Here is a 20,321-nt window from a genome sequence, read left to right as displayed (position 1 = left end):
CGCCGGTATGCCGCGCTCCGGAACCCGCGTCCCCTATCAGGAAGCGGCGCGTGAACTCTTGCGCGCCTCGGTCCTCGGGGCGATGCGCGATCTGCTCACCGAACGGGACTGGTCCAAGATCACCCTCGGTGATGTGGCGGCCAAGGCCGGGGTCAGCAGGCAGACGCTCTACAACGAGTTCGGTTCCCGCAGTGGCCTCGCGCAGTCGTACGCGCTGCGCCTGGCCGACGATCTGGTCGATCACGTGGACGCGGCCATCACCGGCAATGTCGGTGATGTGCGCGCGGCGTTCCGTGAGGGAATGACCAATTTCTTTGTTGATGCCGCATCCGATCCGCTGGTGCAATCACTGCTCGCCGGCGAGGTGAAATTGGATCTGCTGCGGCTCATCACCCTCGATGCTGGGCCGTTGCTCGACCAAGCGACCCGCCGACTGTCGCTGGCTTTTCAGCACAGCTGGGTGTCGGCAACCGCAGCCGAATCGGACGTCATCGCGCACGCGCTCGTTCGCATCGCGATGAGCTACATCCCCACGCCGCCGGATCCGGGACGCGACGCACCGGGTGAGTTGAGTGCGTTGCTGAGTCCGTACGTCGAGGCGATTCTGGCGGCCCGGATCGATCACTGATCGAACCGTCAAGAACCCCAGTCTGTTTGCACTAAGTAAGCCAGTACTTCAAGCACATGTGAGCCCGCTTAAAAACCAACTGCCATGGATGTAACCCTCATCACGTTTCAGCCTCCAAGTTCGGCGAAACGGCCGTACAGTCTGGAACTATTCTCGTACATCGGAGTTAGGGTTCCTATTTAGCGGGGCAAACGTGCAAACGGTTGGCAAACCGGCGGTATCTACAGATCCCAAACGTCACTTATGGGTTTTCGGCTTGATCGCTCCACTGAGCGCTCTCTTGCCCTCGCAACTTGTGTTGCAAACGGGCGCAAAGGTGTTCTGGTGGATCGGTCCGATCATCGTGTTGATCGTCATCCCGGTCCTGGACTGGGTTGTCGGCGAGGACGGCACCAACCCGCGCGATGAGGATTACGAGTTGCTGAGCAACGACCGGTACTACCGGTGGTGCACTTATCTTTTCCTTCCTGTTCAACTGATCGGCCTGCTCATCGCCTGCGCCATGTGGGCCGGGCACGAGCTGAGCATCGTCGACAAGCTAGGCCTGGCGGCCACTCTCGGCTTCGTCAGCGGCATCGGCATCAACGCCGCGCACGAGCTCGGCCATCGCGTCGAGCACGCGGAGCGCTGGCTGGCCAAGGTCGCGCTGGCGCAGTCGTTCTATGGACATTTCTTCGTAGAGCACAACCGCGGACATCACGTGCGGGTGGCGACTCCGGAGGACCCGGCCAGCGGCCGGCTCGGCGAGACGCTGTGGGAGTTCCTGCCGCGCAGTGTGTTCGGCAGCTTCCGCTCGGCCATCGAGCTGGAGCGGGTGCGGCTGGAGCGAAAAGGCCTGCGCTGGTTCAGCGTGCACAATCACATCCTGCAGGCGTGGTCGATGAGCATCGTGCTGTTCGGCACGATGATGGCGATCTTCGGGATCGGCATCCTGCCCTGGCTGATCCTGCAGGCCGTGATCGGCGCCTCGCTGCTGGAGACGGTGAACTTCATCGAGCACTACGGCCTGCTGCGGGCCAAGCGCCCGAACGGGAATTACGCGCGCTGCTCGCCGCGCGACAGCTGGAACAGCGATCGGTTGGTCACCAACATCTTCCTGTTCCATCTGCAGCGGCACAGCGACCATCACGCCAATCCCGGCCGCAGGTACCAGACGCTGCGCAGTTCGATGCAGGCGCCGCAGCTGCCCGCCGGGTACGCGACGATGATCCTGTTCGCGATCGTGCCGCCGGTGTGGCGGGCGATCATGGACCATCGGGTGCTCGAGCACTACGAGGGCGACGTCACCAAGGCGAACATCCATCCGCGCAAGCGCCGCCGCCTGCTGGAGCAGTACGGCACCGTCGCGACGCTGAGCGCTGCGGCTCAGGCGAATTCGGCGCAGGCGCAGGCGGGTTCGGCCACCGCGCAGCACAAACCGGCCACCGCGCAGCAGGATTCGGCGGAGTCCGACGTGCCGGAGTCCGGCGCCGCGTAGCTCCCCGACTACCCCGGCTCAGCGGTGGTAGGCAGGAGGTAGGGGCAACCCCTTCTCCTGCAATACCTCCCGCATGCGGTCGGGGTAGTCGGTGATCACGCCGTCCACGCCGGTATCGAGCTGCGCGGCGATGGTGGCCTTGTCGTTCACCGTCCACGGGATCACCCGCAGGCCGAGCTCGTGCGCGCGCTCGACGTAAGCCTTGTCCGCGACCAAGCCGAAGCCGGGTTCGCCCGCCTTCTTGCCGTACGGGGCCGAGTAGCCGGGCGAGGCGGCATTGGCACCGAGCGCCTTCACCGCGCCGAGCGGATCGCTTGCGAAGTCCTCGTAGCGGATCGGGCCGAGCCACTTCGAGCCCGCGACGAACGTGGTGTCGTCATAGAGCGCCACCGTCGGGATCGCCGGATTCGCCTTGCGTACCAGCGGAAGTGACCGCCAGTCGAAGCTCTGGATATCGACATTGCCGGTCTCGCCCGCCGCGGCGACCGTGCTCAGAATGACGTCGACGAACTCCTGCGGCGTTGCCGACTGCTCGGGATGTTCGGCCTCGACCTTGGTTTCGATGTTGTAGCGCAGGTGCGCGCCACGGTATGTCTTCACCAGATCGAACAGCGCGGGCAGCGTGGCTATCCGATTGCCGGGCACCGCCTGCTGGCCGGGGAAGTCGGTGAGGGTCTTGCCGCAGTCCAGCGTTTGGGTCTGCGCGTAGGTCAGGTCGTGCACCAGCTTGCCCACGTAGGGGAACTGCGGATCGTCCGGTTGCACGGGCGCGGTGTCCGTGCACTTGGTCGCGAGCACCGTCGGGTCGTGCCAGATCATCGGCATTTTGTCCTTGGTGAGCACGATGTCCAGTTCCAGCGTGCTCACGCCGAGTTCGATCGCCTTGGTGAAGCCGGCCAGCGATTCCTCGACGGTGAGACCGCGTCCGCCGCGGTGTGCCTGCAGCTCCACCGTTGGCGGCGCAGTAGCCGGTGACGAGTCGGATCGGCTGTCGCAGGCGGCGCTCACACCGAGGACGAGGGACCCGGCGACGGCGGCCGTGACTATGGCGCGGAGGTTCGGCATCGCGCCAAGCTAGCAAGGGTGAGTACGGTGTACCCATCCGCCGCGCCAGCGATTAACCTTGCGTGTTGGTACCGACATTCCAGGAGAGGCAGACAGAGGCTATGACGACCTCAGAACTTGGCGCCCGAACTGAACTCACCGCCGATGTCCGTAATGGCATCGACTTCAAGGTGGCAGATCTGGCGTTGGCCGAATTCGGCCGCAAGGAGATCCGGCTCGCCGAGCACGAGATGCCCGGCTTGATGGCGCTGCGCCGCGAATACGCCGAGGTGCTGCCGCTACGCGGTGCCCGCGTCTCCGGTTCGCTGCACATGACCGTGCAGACCGCCGTGCTGATCGAGACCCTGGTCGCGCTCGGCGCCGAGGTTCGCTGGGCCTCGTGCAACATCTTCTCCACCCAGGATCACGCCGCGGCCGCCATCGTGATCGGCCCGCACGGCACCATCGACGAGCCCAAGGGCGTCCCGGTCTTCGCCTGGAAGGGCGAGACCCTGGAGGAGTACTGGTGGGCCGCCGAGCAGATGCTCACCTGGCCCAACGAGCCGGCCAACATGATCCTCGACGACGGCGGTGACGCCACCATGCTCGTGCTGCGCGGCGCGCAGTTCGAGAAGGCGGGCGTCGTGCCGCCGGCGGACGAGAGCCACTCGGCCGAGTACACGGTGTTCCTGAACCTGCTGCGCGAGCGCTTCGAGTCTGACAAGGGCAAGTGGAGCGCCATCGCCGATTCGGTGCAGGGCGTCACCGAGGAGACCACCACCGGCGTGCTGCGGCTGTACCAGTTCGCCGCCGCGGGCGAGCTGGTGTTCCCGGCGATCAACGTCAACGACTCGGTCACCAAGTCCAAGTTCGACAACAAGTACGGCACCCGCCACTCGCTGATCGACGGCATCAACCGCGGCACCGATGTGCTCATCGGCGGCAAGAAGGTGCTGATCTGTGGCTACGGCGACGTCGGCAAGGGCTGTGCGGAATCGCTTGCCGGACAGGGCGCCCGGGTGCAGGTCACCGAGATCGACCCGATCAACGCGCTGCAGGCGCTGATGGACGGCTACGACGTGGTCACCGTGGACGGCGCGATCGCCGACGCCGACATCGTCATCACCTCCACCGGCAACAAGGACATCATCACCCTCGACCACATGAAGGCGATGAAGGATCACTCGATCCTCGGCAATATCGGTCATTTCGACAACGAGATCGACATGGCCGGCCTGGAGCGCTCCGGCGCGACCCGGATCAACATCAAGCCGCAGGTCGACGAGTGGACGTTCAAGGAGTCCGGCAAGTCGATCATCGTGCTGTCCGAGGGCCGCCTGTTGAACCTGGGCAACGCCACCGGCCACCCGTCGTTCGTGATGTCCAACAGCTTCTCCAACCAGGTGATCGCGCAGATCGAACTGTGGACCAAGCCGGACGAATACGACAACGAGGTCTACCGCCTGCCCAAGCACCTCGATGAGAAGGTCGCCAAGATCCACGTCGAGGCGCTCGGCGGCGAGCTGACCAAGCTCACCAAGGATCAGGCCGAGTACATCGGCGTGGACGTCGACGGCCCGTACAAGCCTGAGCACTACCGCTACTGAGACCTGTTGTCCTGCCGGTCCTTTCGGACCGGCAGGACGGGTTCGATCGGCCGATATCAGAGCTGGCAGGTCGGGCTGGGGTGCAGCAGCCAGCACAGGATCGAACCGGGGTACGCCGACCCACTCGCACTGCCGCTGTCGGCGACGACGGCCGGACCGGAGTCGGCGGCCGCCGGCGCTGCGGCGGGCTCGACGGTGAGCGGTGCGGCTGCGGCGGTACCGCCACTGAGCACGAGGGTCGCGCCGAATCCGATGGCGGCGAGGGGCATGCGGATCGGGGTGCGGGACATGACGGACGAGCTCATGGTTCTCCAGATGATCGTGTTCAACTGTGGTAGATGGTGCAAGAGTCGCGATCCGGTGCAGAAACGTTACCCGGCAGCCGAACCCGCGCACCGGCTCGCGGCGGCCGGCCACTAACCTGCTGCGCATGAGTGCATTGGTTGCGGTGGAGGGCCTCGACGGTGCAGGCAAGCGCACGCTGATCGATGCGGCTGCCGGCGAGCTACGGGCGCGCGGCTTGCGCGTGCAAACGATGGCCTTTCCGCGCTACGGACAATCCGTGCATGCCGATCTGGCGGCCGAGGCGCTGCGCGGTGGTCACGGCGATCTGGCCGAATCGATCAACGGCATGGCGCTGATGTTCGCACTCGATCGGGCGGGGGCCAGAGACGAGCTGGCGAAGCTCTTGGCCGACAACGACATCGTGGTGCTCGACCGTTATGTCGCGTCCAATGCGGCGTATTCGGCGGCCCGGCTCGAACAATCGGACGACGGTGAAATCGTGCGTTGGGTAGGGGAATTGGAATTCGGGCGGTTCGAACTGCCGGTGCCCGCGCTACAGGTGTTGCTCGACGTGCCGACCGAGGTCGCGGCAGAGCGGGCGCGCCGACGCGGCGAGCTCGACGACAGCCGGGCGCTCGACGCGTACGAACGCGATGGCGGACTGCAGCACCGCACCGGCGAGGTGTACCGTGGGCTCGCTCAACGGAACTGGTATGGGCCGTGGTGGATATTCCGATCCGGTGACGATCCAGCCACGTTGGCTGCGCGATTGGCCGATTTGATTACCCGCTAGGGTTAGATGTGCGGCGGGTTCACACCAGTGTTGGCGTGGCAGCCCGATCCTGGCCTGGGAGATGACAACATAGTAATTATGAAGCCGAAGATTCTGGTCGTCGACGACGATATGGCACTCGCAGAGATGCTCACGATCGTCTTGCGCGGGGAAGGGTTCGACCCGCATGTGGTCGGCGACGGCACACAGGCCCTGGCGGCGGTTCGCGAGATCCGCCCCGATCTGGTGTTGCTGGACCTGATGCTGCCCGGCATGAACGGCATCGATGTATGCCGCGTGCTGCGGGCCGATTCCGGGGTACCGATCGTGATGCTCACCGCGAAGACCGACACGGTCGACGTGGTGCTCGGACTCGAATCCGGTGCCGACGATTACATCGTCAAACCGTTCAAGCCCAAGGAACTCGTCGCCAGGGTGCGTGCTCGGTTGCGCCGCACCGAGGACGAGCCCGCCGAGCTGTTGTCCATCGCCGACATCGTGATCGATGTGCCCGCGCACAAGGTGACTCGTGGCGGCGCGCAGATTTCGCTGACGCCGCTCGAGTTCGATCTGCTTGTCGCGCTTGCTCGTAAGCCGCGTCAGGTGTTCACCCGTGAGGTGCTGCTCGAACAGGTTTGGGGCTACCGGCATGCCGCCGATACCCGACTGGTGAACGTGCATGTGCAGCGGCTGCGCGCCAAGGTCGAGAAGGATCCCGAGAATCCGGAGATCGTGTTGACCGTGCGTGGCGTCGGTTACAAGGCCGGACCGCCGTGATCGGTCGCGGTGCGCGACTCGTGGCAGCGTTCGTGCGGACGGAGGCATCGAGCGCCGACGAGGCGCGGCAGTGACCGATCGCTCCAGAAACCAACTGGAGCGGCGACTGGCCGCGGTGGGGGCCCGGTTCACCGAACTGGGCACGCTGCTCGGTCACCTGTGGCAGCGATCGCTGCAACTGCGGGTCGCGGTGTCGACCATCACCCTGTCGTTGATCGTGATCACGATCCTCGGTGTGGTGCTGACCGATCAGATCACCAACCGGATGTTGGACACCAAGATCAACGCGGCGGTCGAGGAGATGGGTCGCGCCCGCAACGCGATTCACAGCCAGCTGGTCGGCACGCACGACACCGGTGCGCAGCTGAAAGAGGCGCGCAACGCGCTGTCCAGCGACGGCAGCCCGCAGACCGGTGTCGCGGGCAGCTACGACGTGGCGCTGGTGATGGTGAGCAGCAGCCAGCAGGAGGTCAACGCCGGGCCGATCCAGGACGTGCCGAACGAGCTGCGCAACTTCGTGCGGCGCGGACAGGTCAGCCGCCAGTTCACCACCGTCTCGGACTCGAGCGGGTATCACGGGCCCGCCCTGATCATCGGCAGCCCGAGCACCGAAGTGCCCACGCTGGAGATCTATCTCATCTTCCCGCTGGCCAGTGAGGCGCGCAGCCTGTCGCTGATGCGCGGCACCATGCTGATCGGCGGCATCGTGCTACTTGTTCTGCTCGCCGCGATCACCGCGCTGGTGACCAGGCAGGTGGTGCTGCCGATTCGATCGGCGGCGCGGATCGCCGGTCGCTTCGCCGACGGCAGGCTCAAGGAACGCATGCTGGTGCGCGGCGAGGACGACATGGCCCGGCTGGCGCAGGCGTTCAACGAGATGGCCGAGAGCCTGTCCAACCAGATCACCCAGCTGGAGGAATTCGGAAACCTGCAGCGCCGGTTCACCTCTGACGTCAGCCACGAGCTGCGCACCCCGTTGACCACCGTGCGGATGGCCGCGGACCTGATCCACGGCAGCAGTGACGATCTGGATCCGGCGCTGGCTCGCAGTGCGGAGCTGTTGGTCAACGAGCTGGACCGGTTCGAGGGACTGCTCAACGATCTGCTCGAGATCAGCCGCCACGACGCGGGCGTCGCCGAATTGCAGGTCGAATCGCTGGACGTGCGGATGTGTGCGCGGGCGGCCATCTCGACGGTGCGCCACCTGGCCAAGGACGCCGGTGTCGAGGTCGTCATCGATCTGCCGGAGGACCCGTTGGTCGCCGAGGTCGATCCGCGCCGGGTCGAGCGGGTGTTGCGGAATCTGCTCGCCAACGCCATCGATCACAGCGAGGGCAAGCCGGTGCTGATCCGGATGCGCGGCGACGGCGACGCCAACGCGGTGTCCGTGGTGGTGCGCGACCAGGGTGTCGGCCTGCGGCCCGGCGAGGAGAAGCTGGTCTTCAACCGGTTCTGGCGCTCCGATCCGTCTCGGATGCGCCGTTCCGGCGGCACCGGCCTCGGCCTGTCGATCAGCGTGGAGGACGCGAACCTGCACGAAGGCAGGCTGGAAGCCTGGGGCGAGGTCGGCGTCGGCGCGAGCTTCCGGCTGACGCTGCCGTTGGTGCGCGGCAAGAAGCTCGGCGCGAGCCCGCTCTCGCTGGAACCCATTCGCAAGCAGACCGTCGTCAGGCAGGTCGAACTGGAGGTCGTGCCGAATTCGGCTGAGCCGGAACCGGATACGACGCCGGGCGACGGCGCGGCGGCACCGGCGAGCGGCAACGGGTCGTCGGCTGTCACGCCGTCGCAGGCGGGTGCCGACGCGGCGCCGAAATCGGGAGACGTACCGTCATGAGTCGGCGTCACCCGCCCGGCCAGAGCCATCCGATGCGCATCTCCGACGGGGCGCCGCGTCCCGGGGAAGGGTTTTCATGAGCAGGCGTGTCGGTTCGGCGAAGTGGCAGCGGCTGTTCGCGTTCGGCGCGGCCGCCCTCGCGGCGTTGGTCGTGCTCTCCGGGTGCGCGAGCCTGCCGGAATCCTCGGCGCCGCAGGCGCTGGGCACCATCAACCGCGAGCCGACCTCGGAGGGACCGCCCGCCCCCATCCAGGGACGCGATCCCGACCTGCTGCTGCGCGACTTCCTGCTGGCCACCGCCGACCCGACCAACCGGCACCTGGCGGCCCGCCAGTACATGACCCCGTCGGCCGCCGCGCAGTGGGACGATTCCGCGGGCACCACGATCGTGGAGAAGCCGGATACCTTGCGCGAGTCGCGCACCGGCGACAAGGCGACCTATCGGATCCGGGCGCGCAAGGTCGCCGACCTGGACAGCAACGGCGCGTACCGGGCGTCGGCCGACCCGCCGCTGGAAAACAAGATCGAGATGACCAAGGTCAACGACGAGTGGCGCATCGACGAGCTGCCCGACGGTGTCGTGATGGACGCGATCGCGTTCGGCAAGTCGTACCGGCGCTATGCGCTCTACTTCGTCGACCCGACCAGCAGCGTCGTCGTCCCAGACCTGCGCTGGGCCGCCGTGCCGAAGGCGCAGCTGACCCAGCGGCTGCTCGGCATGCTCGGCGAGGGCACCCAGCCCGCGCTGGCGCCGGTGCTGCGCAACGAGCTGGCCGCGCCGATCACGTTGCGCGGCCCCATCACCAAGGCCAACGGCGATCCGGACGAGGTCGGCGTCGGGCTCGGCGGGGTGAAGATCGACTTCGCCGGCGCCTCGGCGCTCAGTCCGCACGATCGTGAGTTGCTCGCCGCGCAGGTGGTGCTCACCCTCGCCGGCGCGGACGTGCCCGGCCCCTATGTGCTGCTCGCCGACGGCAAACCGTTCGATGATCGGTTCACCGGCAGCGGCTGGTCGGTCGCCGACGTCCAGCAGTACAGCCAGCCGACGCTGGGCAACAGTCAGGTCGGTCTGCACGCGCTGCGCGGTGGCGCGCTGGTGCAGGTACCGGAGAACAACGCCCCCATCGCGCCCGCGCCGGGTTACTTCGGCACCGTGAACAACCTGTTGTCCGCGGCGCTTTCGCCGGACAGTCAGCTGGTCGCCGGCGTCGCGGATACCGGACGTCCCGCGGAGCCGCCGCGCACCCTGATGATCGGCACCTACGGCGGCAACGCGATTCCGGTCCTGACGGGCACCACCATCACCCGGCCGTCCTGGAACATCGACGGCACCGCCGCGTGGGCGGTCATCGACGGTGAGCGGGTGATCCGCGCGGTCAACGATCGGACCACCAACACCGTCTCGATCCAGGATGTGGACACCTCGGCGCTCACCGCCGCGGGATCGGGCTCGACCTTCCACGCGCCCATCACGGAGCTGCGGATCTCCCGGACCGGCGTGCGGGCCGCGTTGATCGCCGACGGCAAAGTCTATGTCGCGGTGGTCATTCCGAAGCCGGGCGGCGGTTTCGCGCTGGCCTCGCCGTTGCCGGTCGGCGTCAATTCGAGTGCGGCCGCCGTGTCGTTGTCGTGGTTCGGCAGTGACCGGTTGATCATCTCCAGGGAGGGCAATGTCGACCCGGTCGGCACCGTGTCGATCGACGGCTCGCAGCCGATCCCGCAGACCAGCCGGAACCTGACGGCGCCGGTGCGCCAGGTCAGTGCCACCCCGGAACACCAGTACGCCGCCGATTCTCGTGCGGTGCTGGAGCTGACCAGCAATCCGGATGGCGGCGAGCCGTACTGGCGTGAGGTGCCCGGGCTCGGCGCGAACGCCGTCCCGGTGCTGCCGGGCTGACTCCATTCGGACAGTGTAAACCGTTCTGCTGCAACGGGATCAGCGGTTTGCCGGGCCGGGCATGCCGACCTTGTCGGTGGGTGCGCGCACACTCGGGCGATGCGGACCCTGCTGGATCTGATCCTGCCCGCCGCGTGTGCGGGCTGCCGCGCCGCCGGTGTCGGCTGGTGCGCCGAATGCGCGGCGGCGCTCGCGAGTCCGCCGACGCGGGTGTGGCCGAGGACCGATCCGGGGGTGCCGTGCTGGGCGCTCGGGCCGTACGCAGGGCCGGGGCGGCGCGCGGTGCTCGCGGCCAAAGAGCACGGGCGCCGGGATCTGGCCGCGCCGCTCGGGCTGGCGCTCGCCGGCGGGCTCGCGCGTTTACGGGCGGGGGATCGGCCACTGCTGTTGGTGCCCGCGCCGAGCCGGAAGGTCGCGGCGCGCAGGCGCGGCGGTGATCCGGTGCTGCGGATGACGCGGGTAGCCGCGAGTTGTCTGCCCGATAGCCAGATGATATCTCTGTTGCGGGTGTGGTGGGGTGTGCGTGATTCGGTGGGCTTGACACCCGGTGAGCGGGCTCACAATCTCGGCGGTCGCGTCACCACAATACCCGGCTGCGGGGCCGGTCCGCGGATTCCGGAAAACGCCGAGGTAGTGCTGGTCGACGACGTGCTGACAACCGGTGCGACGGCCCGAGAGTCGGTGCGTGCGCTGGCTCGGATCGGCCTGCGGCCACACGCCGTACTGGTTACCTGTGCTGCTTGACTCCGGGAAATTTGCGTGAACACTGGCGCACTCCCCGATGTCGTACTAGCGTCGCGAACACACACCCGAACCGGGAGTTTGGAGGTGGCGCCTCGGACATCAAGTGCCGAGAGATCGTCGATCGGCACGGCTCATTCCCGCCGCACGCACGTTGTCTGTGCGGCCATATTCGGGAGGTACGCGTGACGACTTCTTCACGACCTTCAGTGCAAGACGCCGCTCCTTCGGTGTTGGATGACAGCACCTTGGACGTGACCGAACAATCCATTGCGGACCACACCAGGACGCCCCGCGCGGACGTCGTGGTCAAGGGTCGCAATGTCGAAGTTCCGGATCATTTTCGAATCTATGTCGCGGAGAAACTCTCCCGGCTCGAACGTTTTGATCCGTCCATTTTCATTTTCGACGTAGAGCTGTTCCACGAGCGAAATCGTCGGCAGCGCAAGAGTTGTCAGCGGGTGGAGATCACCGCGCGCGGCAAGGGCCCGATCGTGCGGGCCGAGGCCTGCGCCGACAGTTTCTACGCCGCGCTCGAATCGGTGACGGCGAAGCTGGAGAGCCGCCTGCGCCGCACCAAGGATCGCCGCAAGGTGCACTACGGAGACAAGACCCCGGTGTCCGTAGCCCAGGCGACCGCCGATCTGGTGGACGACTCGCTCTTCGTCGAGCCGAACGGAAACGGCGCGGGCGCCGCGCACGACCACCCCGACGGCGACGCGCGCCGTCGCCCCGAGGAACTGCTGGAAAACTCCGAATACGCGGCCGGACCCGGCCATATCGTTCGCACCAAGGTGCACACCGCCACCCCGATGTCCGTCGACGACGCCCTCTACCAGATGGAACTCGTCGGCCATGACTTCTTCCTCTTCCAAGACCGAGAGACCGACCGACCGTCGGTTGTCTATCGTCGGCACGCCTTCGACTACGGCCTGATCCGGCTCGCATAGTCCAGGGTTCCCACCCATCCGCCGCTCCGGGCAGTCAACGCTCGAGTTGGGTGCCCGGAGACCTGCCTCGGTCGAAGTGATCAGCACCGCCTAGGCTCGGTTTCGCTACGAATTACGTCAGACCCGTTGTCGCCGTGGGCGTTCAGCGTTTGGTCCAGGCTCGTGCGAGGTCGAGCAAGCGACGTATATCCGAGTCGATATCGCTCGACGGCGCACCGAAGCGACCGGCAACACTCGGGGCTGCGGTCGGTGTGCCGCCGTTGCTTTTGGCGGTGATGGCCTGCCGCAGCTGCCGGGCGTAACACGCACTGCTCGGTGGGGCGAGTTCTGTCGCATGATCAGCGGGCAGGTACCGGTGCAGCTGCATCAGCGCGTCGCGGATCTCGACCGTCATGCGGAGCAAGCGTGCGTCCGGCGGGATCGAACCCGTTGCGGGAAGCACGATTTCGGGCACCGCCCCGGTGAGGTCGCGCCACAGCGGCCACAGTCGGCGGCAGTGCCGCCCGGCTCGGTCCCAGCCGGTGCGCGCCGTCAACAGCTCGGTCAGCGGGACAGCCAGCATCGCGGCCAGCACGAACACCGTGCCGAAATTTGGTGCGGCCCAACGGGTCAGGTGCGGATCGTCGGCTTGCCAACGGCCGGCGTGCCGGGCGATCGAGCTGACCAGGCCGACACCCGCGATGACCGGCGCGGCCAGCAGGGCGGAGAAGACGACGCGTTCGTACCGCGTCACGCCGCCGCCGCGCAGTTCACGCAGGCCGACTCGCCAGACCAGCGTGCCCACCGCGATGAGTGGAATCCACATCACCGTCGACACCACGAACTCCTGCCAGCTGCTGTCCTGGCCGAGCAGTGTCCCGGCCCGCCGATACGGCGTGCCGATGATCAGGATCAGCAGCACGGATGCGGCGGCGGCCAGGTCGAAGTAGCGCTGGCGCCGCGCGGCCAGGCGCGGGTCGGCGCCGGCCCACCGCAGCACGGCGCCGAAGAGGCTCGCGATGGCGAGCATGGTGGCGCCCATCGACAGCTGGTGCAGCAGGCTGCCGAACCGCGGCGCGACGCCCCGCTCGAGCAGCACCAGCGACAGTGCGGTCCAGGCCAGCACGCGGTTGAGCAGGCGGTCGATCGCGGTGCCGTTGAGCAGCGCGAAGCGCCCGAGGGCGACCGCGACGACGAAGACGATGACCGGCACCGCGACCAGCGCGGGGACGGGCGAGCTCACCGACGGCGGTCGCGGAAGAATGTGCGGTGCAGCAACGAGTCTCGGCGCGGTGGCCGCATGGCGTGCAGCATGACCATGTCGGCGAAGGTTTCGGCGTCGCGTTCGCGGGTGGTGCCGTAGTCGGTGCGGCCGAGGACGTGCGCGATGGATTCCGGCGAGATCGACGGCAGCAGTTCGGCGACCGCGGCCACCGTCGGCGCGGGTTCGCCGTCGGTCGGCTGCTCCGGGCCGTGGCCGAGCAGCATGTGGCCGAGCTCGTGCACGATGATGTGCTCGGCGTGCCACTCGGTGGTGTCCGCGCCGTAGACGATGACATCGCTGTCCTGCTTGGCGATCCACAGCCCGCTGCCGGTGCCGCATCCGGTGCCCGCGAGCAGCGCGGTATCGATCGGCAGCAGGGTGATGCTCCGGCCGCGATACTGCGCGACATCGTCGAGATAGCTCGACAGATTCCACGGGTGCGGTATCGGTACGTCCCGGGTCAGGTTCCGGAACCGGGCCTGCATGGCCATGCGATCGATCTCCTACAGCAAGCTCGTTGCCCCCGTGTAGGTAGCGATATTACCGACTCGGCGGTACGGGGCGATCGGTGCTCTCGATGATCCTGGCGAGAATCGACTGATCGATGTTGGAACCGCGCAGCGCGATGCTGGAGACATTGGCATCGCGCATGGTCGCGAGCAGCTCGAGCTCGCGGTCGATGGCCGCGGCGACCGGACCCGCGGTGGTGAGGTAGTCGGCGGCAACACCGAAGGTCTGCGCGATGGCCGCGAGCAGCTCCGGTTCGACTGTGCCCGCGGCGTTCTCACCGTCGAATTCGCCGCTGCGTAGTCGCTCGAGGTAGCTCACCGGGACGGCTCGGCGCAGGTAGCCGCCCGCCTGCTCGGCCACCGTCGCATTGCTGCGCTCCGGTGCGGAGCGTGGATGCACGACCGCGAAGAGCCGATTGATCTTGTGGCTCAGCGTGAGCTTCCCATTGATCGGCGCATCGTCTGTCATCTCAGTGCCCACCGTTTCGACTCGCGGTCGTGGCCAGGTTGGCAGCCAGCCAGCGTGCCTGGAACTGGCCTGCTGTCGCAGCATCCACGTCCTCCGAGCGTCCGGCCAGCCAGCGCCGGTACCGCCGTTCCTGTAGTTCGGTCGCGTCGCTGGCTTCGGCGGGCACCTCGAGCAGGTGCGCGAACGCCATTTCGACGAGGGGGTGAAGTACTCGGCCCGGGCCGCCGTTGCGTTCCAGCATGGTGGTCGCGTAGCGCGCGGACAGGGTGGAGACCACCCGGTTGAGTTCGCCGATCGCGGCGACCAGCTGCGGATCGGTCGCGCTGCCCTTTTCGACGGCGTCGTTGAGTCGGCCCGCGGTCGCGAGCAGACCGGTGAGGTCGGCGATTTCGAAGCGGATCGAGTCGGGACCGGCCACGACAGACTCGCCGGGGTGGCGCGCGGTAGGCACGGGGTCGGCGACGGCGGGGGTGCCGCCCGCGTAGGTTCGCGCCGCACTGCCCGGCAGCCAGCGCAGCGGCGCGTCGAGCTTGTTCAGCGTGGTCGTGCTGATCGCCGCGTCGCCGTCCTCGATCTTGCGAATCGTCGGTGCCGATGGCCCGCCGAGGTCGCCGATCTGTAACTGCGTGAGTCCGAGCTCATCCCGGCGCTCCTTGATGATTCGGCCGAATCTCTTCTGGCGCCGCGACAGCTCCGAAGGGCTATGCATAGTGCACTCAAGGGTAGGCGCGACCAGGGGGAAAGGCAAATCAATAGAAAGTGTTTGAAAAATCGGTAGCAATATTGCTACTGTTCTGATGCGCCGAGTCGTCGCCGACTACGGCCTTCTGAAGCGTTCCGAGACGGGCAGGGGCGTTCGTCGGGACGGGCGCCTCCGGTCTGTTGCGCAACGGCGCGTGACAGGCCGGAACTAGCGACGGTGGAGGGGATCGCCGCTGCGCACGGGATCACCGTCGGCGAAGGGGGTCGACGGTGAACTTACTATGGAGTAAGTTTAGTGGTCATAGATCTCTCGAAAGGAAATCGCATGGCCACCAAGGCTGCTCGCCGTGCCGTTATCGTGTCCGGTGCGCGTACGCCGTTCGTGCGTGCGTTCACCGGATACACGCGCATGGATTCCATCGCGCTCGCCGATGCCGCGGTCCGTGGTCTGCTGGAGCGGACCGGGCTGCCCGGCGCGCAGGTGCAGGCCATCGTGTGGGGCGGGGTCATCCTGCCGAGCGCGGCGCCGAACATCGCCAGGGAGATCGCCCTCGACCTGCGGCTCGATCCGGGCTGCGAGGGATACACGGTGACCAGGGCCTGCGCCTCCGGCCTGCAGGCGGTGACCTCCGCCGCGGCCGCGATCGAGCGCGGCGAATACGACATCATGATCGCGGGCGGCAGCGATTCCACCTCCAATGCCGAAGTGAAGCTGCCGCAGAAGGTGGTCCATGCCGCGGCGCCGCTGGCCCTGGGCAAGCCGAAGCCGAAGGACTATCTGTCCGCGGTCGCGCAGCTCGCGCCGTTCACCGATCTGCTGCCGAGCAGGCCGAAGATCGCCGAGCGCACCACCGGCGAGGTAATGGGGGAGTCGGCCGAGAAGATGGCCCGCATCCACGGCATCAGCCGCGCCGATCAGGACGAGTTCGCCGCCCGCTCGCACCACCGTGCCGCCGCGGCCATCGATTCGGGCCGATTCGACGACGAGGTGCTGCGGGTGCGCACGCCCGAGGGCACCGAGATCGATCGCGACGGATTGGTACGCGGCAACACCAGCATCGAAAAACTATCGAAACTGAAGCCGGTGTTCGCCGAAAACGGCACGGTTACCGCAGGCAACGCCAGCCCGCTCACCGACGGCGCCTCCGCAGTGCTGTTGATGAGCGAGGAGAAGGCGCTGGAGCTCGGCTATCGGCCGCTCGCCGCGTTCCGCTCCTGGAGCTACGTCAGCGTCGATCCGACCGACCAGGTGCTCATCGGACCGGCGATCTCCATGCCGCGTGCATTGGACAAGGCCGGGATGTCGTTGAGCGACATCGATTTCGTCGACATCCACGAGGCCTTCGCCGCGCAAACGCTGTCCGTGCTCGCCGCGCTGGGCAGCACCGAGTGGGCCAAGTCCCGCCTCGACCGCGACACCGCCGTCGGCGAGATCGACATCGACACCCTCAACGTGCACGGCGGCTCGGTCTCCCTCGGCCACCCGTTCGGCGCCACCGGCGCCCGAATGGTCACCACCATGGCAAACGAACTCGCCCGCACCGGCAAAAACGCTGCGCTCCTTGGCATCTGCGCCGCAGGCGGCATCGGAGCCTCAGCAGTACTCGAGCGCGTCTAACAAAGACACTATCCGCCGCCCAGCCTTCCCTGCCGCGCACGGTTCGTCCTGCCGCGCACGAATCAGCTAGCCATTTCGTGCGCAGCAGGACAAGACATGCGCAGCAGGACATGCGCAGCAGGACAAGACACGCGCAGCAGCGGCTCGCTTGCCGCGCGCGGGTTCGCCTGCCGTGCCTGAATTCGTCTGTCGCGCATAGGTTTGCCTGCTGCGCATAGGTTCGTTTGCCGCGCACAGGTTTGCCCGCTGCGCGCAGATTTGTCTGCTACGCGCGAATCAGTTGGCGATTTCGTGCGCGGCAGGGCGAAACCTGCGCAGCAGAGGCTGTTCTCTCGCGCGCAGATCTGCTCCCTGCGCACGCGTTGCTTGCCGCGCGCGGGTTTGCCTGCTGCGTATAGGTTTGTTTGCCGCGCACGGGTTTGCCCGCTGCGCGTAGGTTTGTCTGCTTCGCGCGAATCAGCTGGCGATTTCGTGCGCGGCAGGGCGAAACCTGCGCAGCAGAGGCTGTTCTCTCGCGCGCAGATCTGCTCCCTGCGCACGCGTTGCTTGCCGCGCGCGGGTTTGCCTGCTGCGTATAGGTTTGTTTGCCGCGCACGGGTTTGCCCGCTGCGCGTAGGTTTGTCTGCTTCGCGCGAATCAGCTGGCGATTTCGTGCGCGGCAGGGCGAAACCTGCGCAGCAGAGGCTGTTCTCTCGCGCGCAGATCTGCTCCCTGCGCACGCGTTGCTTGCCGCGCACGGGTTTGCCTGCTCCGTATAGGTTTGCTTGCCGCGCATAGGTTTGCCCGCCGCGCGTAGGTTTGTCTGCTGCGCGCGAATCAGTTGGCGATTTCGTGCGCGGCGGGACAGAACCTGCGCAGCGGAGGGCGTTCTGTCGCGCACAGATTCGCCTGTCGCGCGCGGGGATTGCTTGCCGAGTCTGAGTTCGTCTGTCGCGCGCGGGTTTGCTTGCTGCGCGTAGGTTTGTCTGCTGCGCGGGAATCAGCTGGCGATTTTGTGCGCGGCGGGACGAAGCATGGGCGGCGCTGGTGCTTCGACTCAGCCGGGCTCGGCGGGTTGGGGGCTGGGTGGGGTTGCGTTATCGGGGGCGGTGCGGGCGGTCCGGGGGGATTACCGGGATGGTGCCGTCTGCGGTGGGGCGGATGCCGTAGCCGGTGTAGGTGCGCCGGGCGGTCTGGGGTTTGCGGCCTTCGCTGGCGATGATTCGCAGGCAGGTGTCGTGATTGGTTTCGCCGGGGAGGGCTTCTCGGCGCAGGCGGAGCATGGCGGACGCGAGATCGATGCCGAGCTCATTCGACAGCCGTACGGCGTCGACATTGGCCATGGCAAACCTCCTGAGCCCTGAAAGAACATGCATCCGCGAAAAATCCATTGTCCGAGATGGATCCGTCCTTGGCTTACCCACTCGTCAGGCCAGCGAATCCTCGCGTGCCCGGCCGAGTAGACGCACGCTCGGTGATATCTCGCACACCGAATTACAGGCGAAAACGCGTGCGGGACATCAGGAAGTGTGCGTTAGGCGCGGTAGGTCTCGTGGTGGATGGCGTCCTGCAACGGGCGGCCGGTACGCCAGCCGAATCGTTCCAGGTCGGGGATCTGCTGGAATTCGTGGACGGGTCCGACGCACAGCCAGGCGACCGGGTGGATGCCCTCGGGGAGGCCGACCAGGTCGGTGAGGAATTCAGGGTCGTAGAAAGAGACCCAGCCGACGCCGATGCCCTCCGCGGTGGCGGCCAGCCAGAGGTTCTGGATCGCGAGCACGGCGGAATAGACACCGGTTTCGGGAACGGTCGCCCGGCCGAGTACCTGCGGGCCACCGCGGCCGTGGTCGTAGCTGACCACGATGCCGGTGCCGCTCTCGACGATGCCCTCGATCTTGATCGGCTCGAAGGTGGCCGCGCGCTCCGGCGGCAGCCCGGAACGAAACTCGATTCGCTTGTCCGCCACATGATCCGCGAACTTGCGCAGCGTGCTCGGATCGCGCACCACCACGAAATCCCACGGTTGCGAATTCCCGACGCTCGGCGCCCGATGCGCGGCCTCGAGGATCCGCCACAGCGTCGCGTCGTCCACCGGCTCCCCGGTGAACTCTGCCCGCACGTCGCGCCGCACTCGAATGGCCTCGTAGACGCTCAGCTCAGCAGCACACATGCGCCCAGTCAACCAGCCGCCCGCCGACGGCAACCCGCGGCCCGGACACGACTGTGCGGGCGACCCGAAGTGCCGCCCGCACAGTCGTTGTCTCGGTCAATCGGGTTGGTTACCGCCACTGCCAATGTTGGTCGGACCGGATCGAGCGACCAGGGCCGGTCAGTTCACTTGGTCAATTGCAGTGCGCGTTCGACGGGGGCGGGACGGCGGGTGAAACGCTTCCTGCCCTCGGCCAGCGCGGTGCGCAGTCCGCGGCGCCTGCCGGTCTCCGGGTCGATGACCGGGCCGGCGGTGCCGGCGAACTTGCGCTCTGAGGCCGTCTCCGGCGCGTCGTCGGCGGTGTCGCGCAGGTACTTGTTCGGCAGCGACAGCTTGAGGATGGTGCGCCAGGCCTTGAAGTACTGCACCGGCAGCGAGCCGGTGGTGTAGGGGAGGTCGTACTTTTCGGCCAGTTCCCTGACCCGCACCGCGATCTCGGCGTACCGGTTGCTCGGTAGGTCGGGGAAGAGGTGGTGTTCGATCTGGTGGCTGAGGTTGCCGGTCATGAAGTGGGTGAGCGGGCCGCCGGAGATGTTGGCGCTGCCGAGCATCTGGCGTAGGTACCACTGGCCCTTGGTTTCGCCGTCGATATCGGCCTTGGTGAACTTCTCCGCGCCATCGGGGAAGTGGCCGCAGAAGATCACCGCGTTGGACCAGACGTTGCGGATCGCGTTCGCGGCGAGGTTGGCGGTGAGCGTGGAGAAGAACGCGGGGCCGGTGAGCGCTGGGAAGATCACGTAGTCCTTGACCACCTGCTTGCCCATCTTGGTGAGCGCCTCGCTGCGCTTGCGCTCGAAATCGGCCCGCTCCGGCGTGCCCGGCTTGAACCGGCCCGCGGCCAGCTTGCCCAGCTCCATGTGCTGGATCGCGACGCCGTATTCGAAGAGCAGCTGCAGCACCAGGTTGTAGACCGGGTTGCCTAGGTTGAACGGCTTCCAGCGCTGATCGCGGGTGACCCGGAGCAGACCGTAGCCGATGTCGTCGTCCATACCGAGCACGTTGGTGTACTTGTGGTGCAGGTAGTTGTGCGTGTGCTTCCAGTGCTTGGCCGCGCCCGCATTGTCCCATTCCCAGGTGCTGGAGTGGATTTCCGGATCGTTCATCCAATCCCACTGCCCGTGCATGGCGTTGTGCCCGATCTCCATGTTCTCGATGATCTTGGCGGTGCCGAGCAGGGCGACGCCGGCCAGCCAGGCCGGCGGTAAGAAGCTGGCGAACAGCACGCCGCGGCCGCTGATCTCGAGTGCGCGCTGCAGACGGATCACGTTGCGGATGTACCGAGCGTCGCGCGCGCCGCGCGAGGCTTCGATATCCCGCCGGATCGCGTCGAATTCCGCGCCGAGTGCTTCCACGTCGGCCTCGGTGAGATGTGCATATTCCTTGACATCCGAGATCGCCATGGCGGTTACAGTACCGTAAGTTACGAGACCGTAGGTTACGAGGACCTGAACGCCGATGTGGTAAATCCCGCATTGCGATCCCGGGCGTTTGATGCTAGGTCGGTCGCATCGAGGTTACGGCGTAAAGCCTTCTCCCGCAGCGAATTCCGGAGTGGCGAAGCCTGCCCATTCGGTGGTTGA

General features: G+C 66.8%; 19 protein-coding genes. 10 read left to right on the top strand and 9 right to left on the bottom strand.

The genetic code is table 11. From position 1 onward, the window contains the following. Nucleotides 1–7 precede the first annotated feature (7 nt). Nucleotides 8–628 carry a TetR family transcriptional regulator gene (locus ABZ942_RS11535; RefSeq protein ID WP_357380819.1) on the top strand — a complete coding sequence of 207 codons (621 nt, stop codon included), beginning with the start codon at nucleotides 8–10 and terminating at the stop codon, nucleotides 626–628. Between the two features lie 295 nt (nucleotides 629–923). Further along, entirely contained in the window at nucleotides 924–2,105 is a 1,182-nt protein-coding gene (locus tag ABZ942_RS11530) for an alkane 1-monooxygenase (protein ID WP_357380817.1), read from the top strand. Nucleotides 2,106–2,123: 18 nt separating this feature from the next. Here ABZ942_RS11530 and ABZ942_RS11525 read toward each other — a convergent pair whose 3' ends face one another. Continuing rightward, complete coding sequence (locus tag ABZ942_RS11525) at nucleotides 2,124–3,170, bottom strand: glycerophosphodiester phosphodiesterase (RefSeq protein ID WP_357380815.1); 1,047 nt, start codon at nucleotides 3,168–3,170, stop codon at nucleotides 2,124–2,126. Between the two features lie 101 nt (nucleotides 3,171–3,271). Between ABZ942_RS11525 and ahcY the strand changes: the two genes are divergently transcribed. Next, nucleotides 3,272–4,756, top strand: coding sequence for an adenosylhomocysteinase (gene ahcY / locus ABZ942_RS11520; protein WP_357380813.1), 1,485 nt, complete (start codon nucleotides 3,272–3,274; stop codon nucleotides 4,754–4,756). A gap of 56 nt (nucleotides 4,757–4,812) precedes the next feature. On the opposite strand, the gene ABZ942_RS11515 is transcribed toward ahcY, so the two are convergent. After that, on the bottom strand, nucleotides 4,813–5,061 hold the full coding sequence (locus ABZ942_RS11515) for a hypothetical protein (protein ID WP_357380811.1): 249 nt from the start codon (nucleotides 5,059–5,061) through the stop codon (nucleotides 4,813–4,815). Nucleotides 5,062–5,186: 125 nt separating this feature from the next. Between ABZ942_RS11515 and ABZ942_RS11510 the strand changes: the two genes are divergently transcribed. The 6 genes from ABZ942_RS11510 (at nucleotide 5,187) to raiA (ending at nucleotide 12,012) form a co-directional block, all read left to right on the top strand. Then, nucleotides 5,187–5,834, top strand: coding sequence for a dTMP kinase (locus ABZ942_RS11510; protein WP_357380809.1), 648 nt, complete (start codon nucleotides 5,187–5,189; stop codon nucleotides 5,832–5,834). Nucleotides 5,835–5,903: 69 nt separating this feature from the next. Continuing rightward, nucleotides 5,904–6,590, top strand: a complete 687-nt coding sequence (mtrA, locus tag ABZ942_RS11505) for an MtrAB system response regulator MtrA (RefSeq protein WP_174567705.1) — start codon at nucleotides 5,904–5,906, stop codon at nucleotides 6,588–6,590. 115 nt (nucleotides 6,591–6,705) lie between these two features. Further along, nucleotides 6,706–8,424, top strand: a complete 1,719-nt coding sequence (mtrB, locus tag ABZ942_RS11500) for an MtrAB system histidine kinase MtrB (protein WP_357381864.1) — start codon at nucleotides 6,706–6,708, stop codon at nucleotides 8,422–8,424. 76 nt (nucleotides 8,425–8,500) lie between these two features. Beyond that, entirely contained in the window at nucleotides 8,501–10,321 is a 1,821-nt protein-coding gene (gene lpqB / locus ABZ942_RS11495; RefSeq protein WP_357380807.1) for an MtrAB system accessory lipoprotein LpqB, read from the top strand. Between the two features lie 99 nt (nucleotides 10,322–10,420). After that, entirely contained in the window at nucleotides 10,421–11,065 is a 645-nt protein-coding gene (locus tag ABZ942_RS11490; RefSeq protein ID WP_357380806.1) for a ComF family protein, read from the top strand. A gap of 227 nt (nucleotides 11,066–11,292) precedes the next feature. Beyond that, on the top strand, nucleotides 11,293–12,012 hold the full coding sequence (raiA, locus tag ABZ942_RS11485) for a ribosome-associated translation inhibitor RaiA (RefSeq protein WP_357380804.1): 720 nt from the start codon (nucleotides 11,293–11,295) through the stop codon (nucleotides 12,010–12,012). Nucleotides 12,013–12,154: 142 nt separating this feature from the next. Here the strand turns inward: raiA and ABZ942_RS11480 are convergent, their stop codons facing one another. From ABZ942_RS11480 to ABZ942_RS11465, 4 genes are read right to left on the bottom strand one after another with little or no spacing between them, the layout of a single operon-like run. Next, entirely contained in the window at nucleotides 12,155–13,234 is a 1,080-nt protein-coding gene (locus ABZ942_RS11480) for an MAB_1171c family putative transporter (RefSeq protein ID WP_357380802.1), read from the bottom strand. Continuing rightward, nucleotides 13,231–13,746: a hypothetical protein gene (locus ABZ942_RS11475; RefSeq protein ID WP_357380800.1), complete on the bottom strand. Its 516-nt coding sequence runs from the start codon at nucleotides 13,744–13,746 to the stop codon at nucleotides 13,231–13,233. Before ABZ942_RS11475 ends, ABZ942_RS11480 begins: the two co-directional genes overlap by 4 nt. Before the next feature lie 49 nt (nucleotides 13,747–13,795). Continuing rightward, nucleotides 13,796–14,233, bottom strand: coding sequence for a hypothetical protein (locus ABZ942_RS11470; RefSeq protein WP_357380798.1), 438 nt, complete (start codon nucleotides 14,231–14,233; stop codon nucleotides 13,796–13,798). A gap of 1 nt (nucleotide 14,234) precedes the next feature. Further along, a complete protein-coding gene (locus ABZ942_RS11465) occupies nucleotides 14,235–14,942 on the bottom strand; it encodes a helix-turn-helix transcriptional regulator (RefSeq protein ID WP_357380796.1) in 708 nt (235 codons plus the stop codon). A 318-nt stretch (nucleotides 14,943–15,260) separates the two neighbouring features. Between ABZ942_RS11465 and ABZ942_RS11460 the strand changes: the two genes are divergently transcribed. After that, nucleotides 15,261–16,553, top strand: coding sequence for an acetyl-CoA C-acyltransferase (locus ABZ942_RS11460; protein WP_357380795.1), 1,293 nt, complete (start codon nucleotides 15,261–15,263; stop codon nucleotides 16,551–16,553). Between the two features lie 1,076 nt (nucleotides 16,554–17,629). On the opposite strand, the gene ABZ942_RS11455 is transcribed toward ABZ942_RS11460, so the two are convergent. From ABZ942_RS11455 to ABZ942_RS11445, 3 genes are all read right to left on the bottom strand, one after another. Then, nucleotides 17,630–17,875, bottom strand: coding sequence for a hypothetical protein (locus tag ABZ942_RS11455; protein ID WP_357380793.1), 246 nt, complete (start codon nucleotides 17,873–17,875; stop codon nucleotides 17,630–17,632). Between the two features lie 191 nt (nucleotides 17,876–18,066). After that, on the bottom strand, nucleotides 18,067–18,687 hold the full coding sequence (gene bluB, locus ABZ942_RS11450) for a 5,6-dimethylbenzimidazole synthase (RefSeq protein WP_357381862.1): 621 nt from the start codon (nucleotides 18,685–18,687) through the stop codon (nucleotides 18,067–18,069). Between the two features lie 179 nt (nucleotides 18,688–18,866). Beyond that, nucleotides 18,867–20,141, bottom strand: a complete 1,275-nt coding sequence (locus ABZ942_RS11445) for a fatty acid desaturase (protein ID WP_357380791.1) — start codon at nucleotides 20,139–20,141, stop codon at nucleotides 18,867–18,869. Between the last annotated feature and the right edge of the window lie 180 nt (nucleotides 20,142–20,321).

It is taken from the genome of Nocardia sp. NPDC046473, from assembly GCF_040645995.1.
GTDB lineage: Bacteria > Actinomycetota > Actinomycetes > Mycobacteriales > Mycobacteriaceae > Nocardia.
The sequence above is the reverse complement of the archived record's forward strand: the minus strand, read 5'-3'. Positions and strand labels throughout refer to the sequence as shown.

Coding starts and splice junctions, on each gene's coding strand:
- ABZ942_RS11535 (WP_357380819.1), top strand. CDS start 8: ATGCCGCGCTCCGGAACCCGCGTCCCCTATCAGGAAGCGGCGCGTGAA.
- ABZ942_RS11525 (WP_357380815.1), bottom strand. CDS start 3,170: ATGCCGAACCTCCGCGCCATAGTCACGGCCGCCGTCGCCGGGTCCCTC.
- ahcY (WP_357380813.1), top strand. CDS start 3,272: ATGACGACCTCAGAACTTGGCGCCCGAACTGAACTCACCGCCGATGTC.
- ABZ942_RS11515 (WP_357380811.1), bottom strand. CDS start 5,061: ATGAGCTCGTCCGTCATGTCCCGCACCCCGATCCGCATGCCCCTCGCC.
- ABZ942_RS11510 (WP_357380809.1), top strand. CDS start 5,187: ATGAGTGCATTGGTTGCGGTGGAGGGCCTCGACGGTGCAGGCAAGCGC.
- lpqB (WP_357380807.1), top strand. CDS start 8,501: ATGAGCAGGCGTGTCGGTTCGGCGAAGTGGCAGCGGCTGTTCGCGTTC.
- ABZ942_RS11490 (WP_357380806.1), top strand. CDS start 10,421: ATGCGGACCCTGCTGGATCTGATCCTGCCCGCCGCGTGTGCGGGCTGC.
- ABZ942_RS11475 (WP_357380800.1), bottom strand. CDS start 13,746: ATGGCCATGCAGGCCCGGTTCCGGAACCTGACCCGGGACGTACCGATA.
- ABZ942_RS11470 (WP_357380798.1), bottom strand. CDS start 14,233: ATGACAGACGATGCGCCGATCAATGGGAAGCTCACGCTGAGCCACAAG.
- ABZ942_RS11465 (WP_357380796.1), bottom strand. CDS start 14,942: ATGCATAGCCCTTCGGAGCTGTCGCGGCGCCAGAAGAGATTCGGCCGA.
- ABZ942_RS11460 (WP_357380795.1), top strand. CDS start 15,261: ATGGCCACCAAGGCTGCTCGCCGTGCCGTTATCGTGTCCGGTGCGCGT.
- ABZ942_RS11455 (WP_357380793.1), bottom strand. CDS start 17,875: ATGGCCAATGTCGACGCCGTACGGCTGTCGAATGAGCTCGGCATCGAT.
- ABZ942_RS11445 (WP_357380791.1), bottom strand. CDS start 20,141: ATGGCGATCTCGGATGTCAAGGAATATGCACATCTCACCGAGGCCGAC.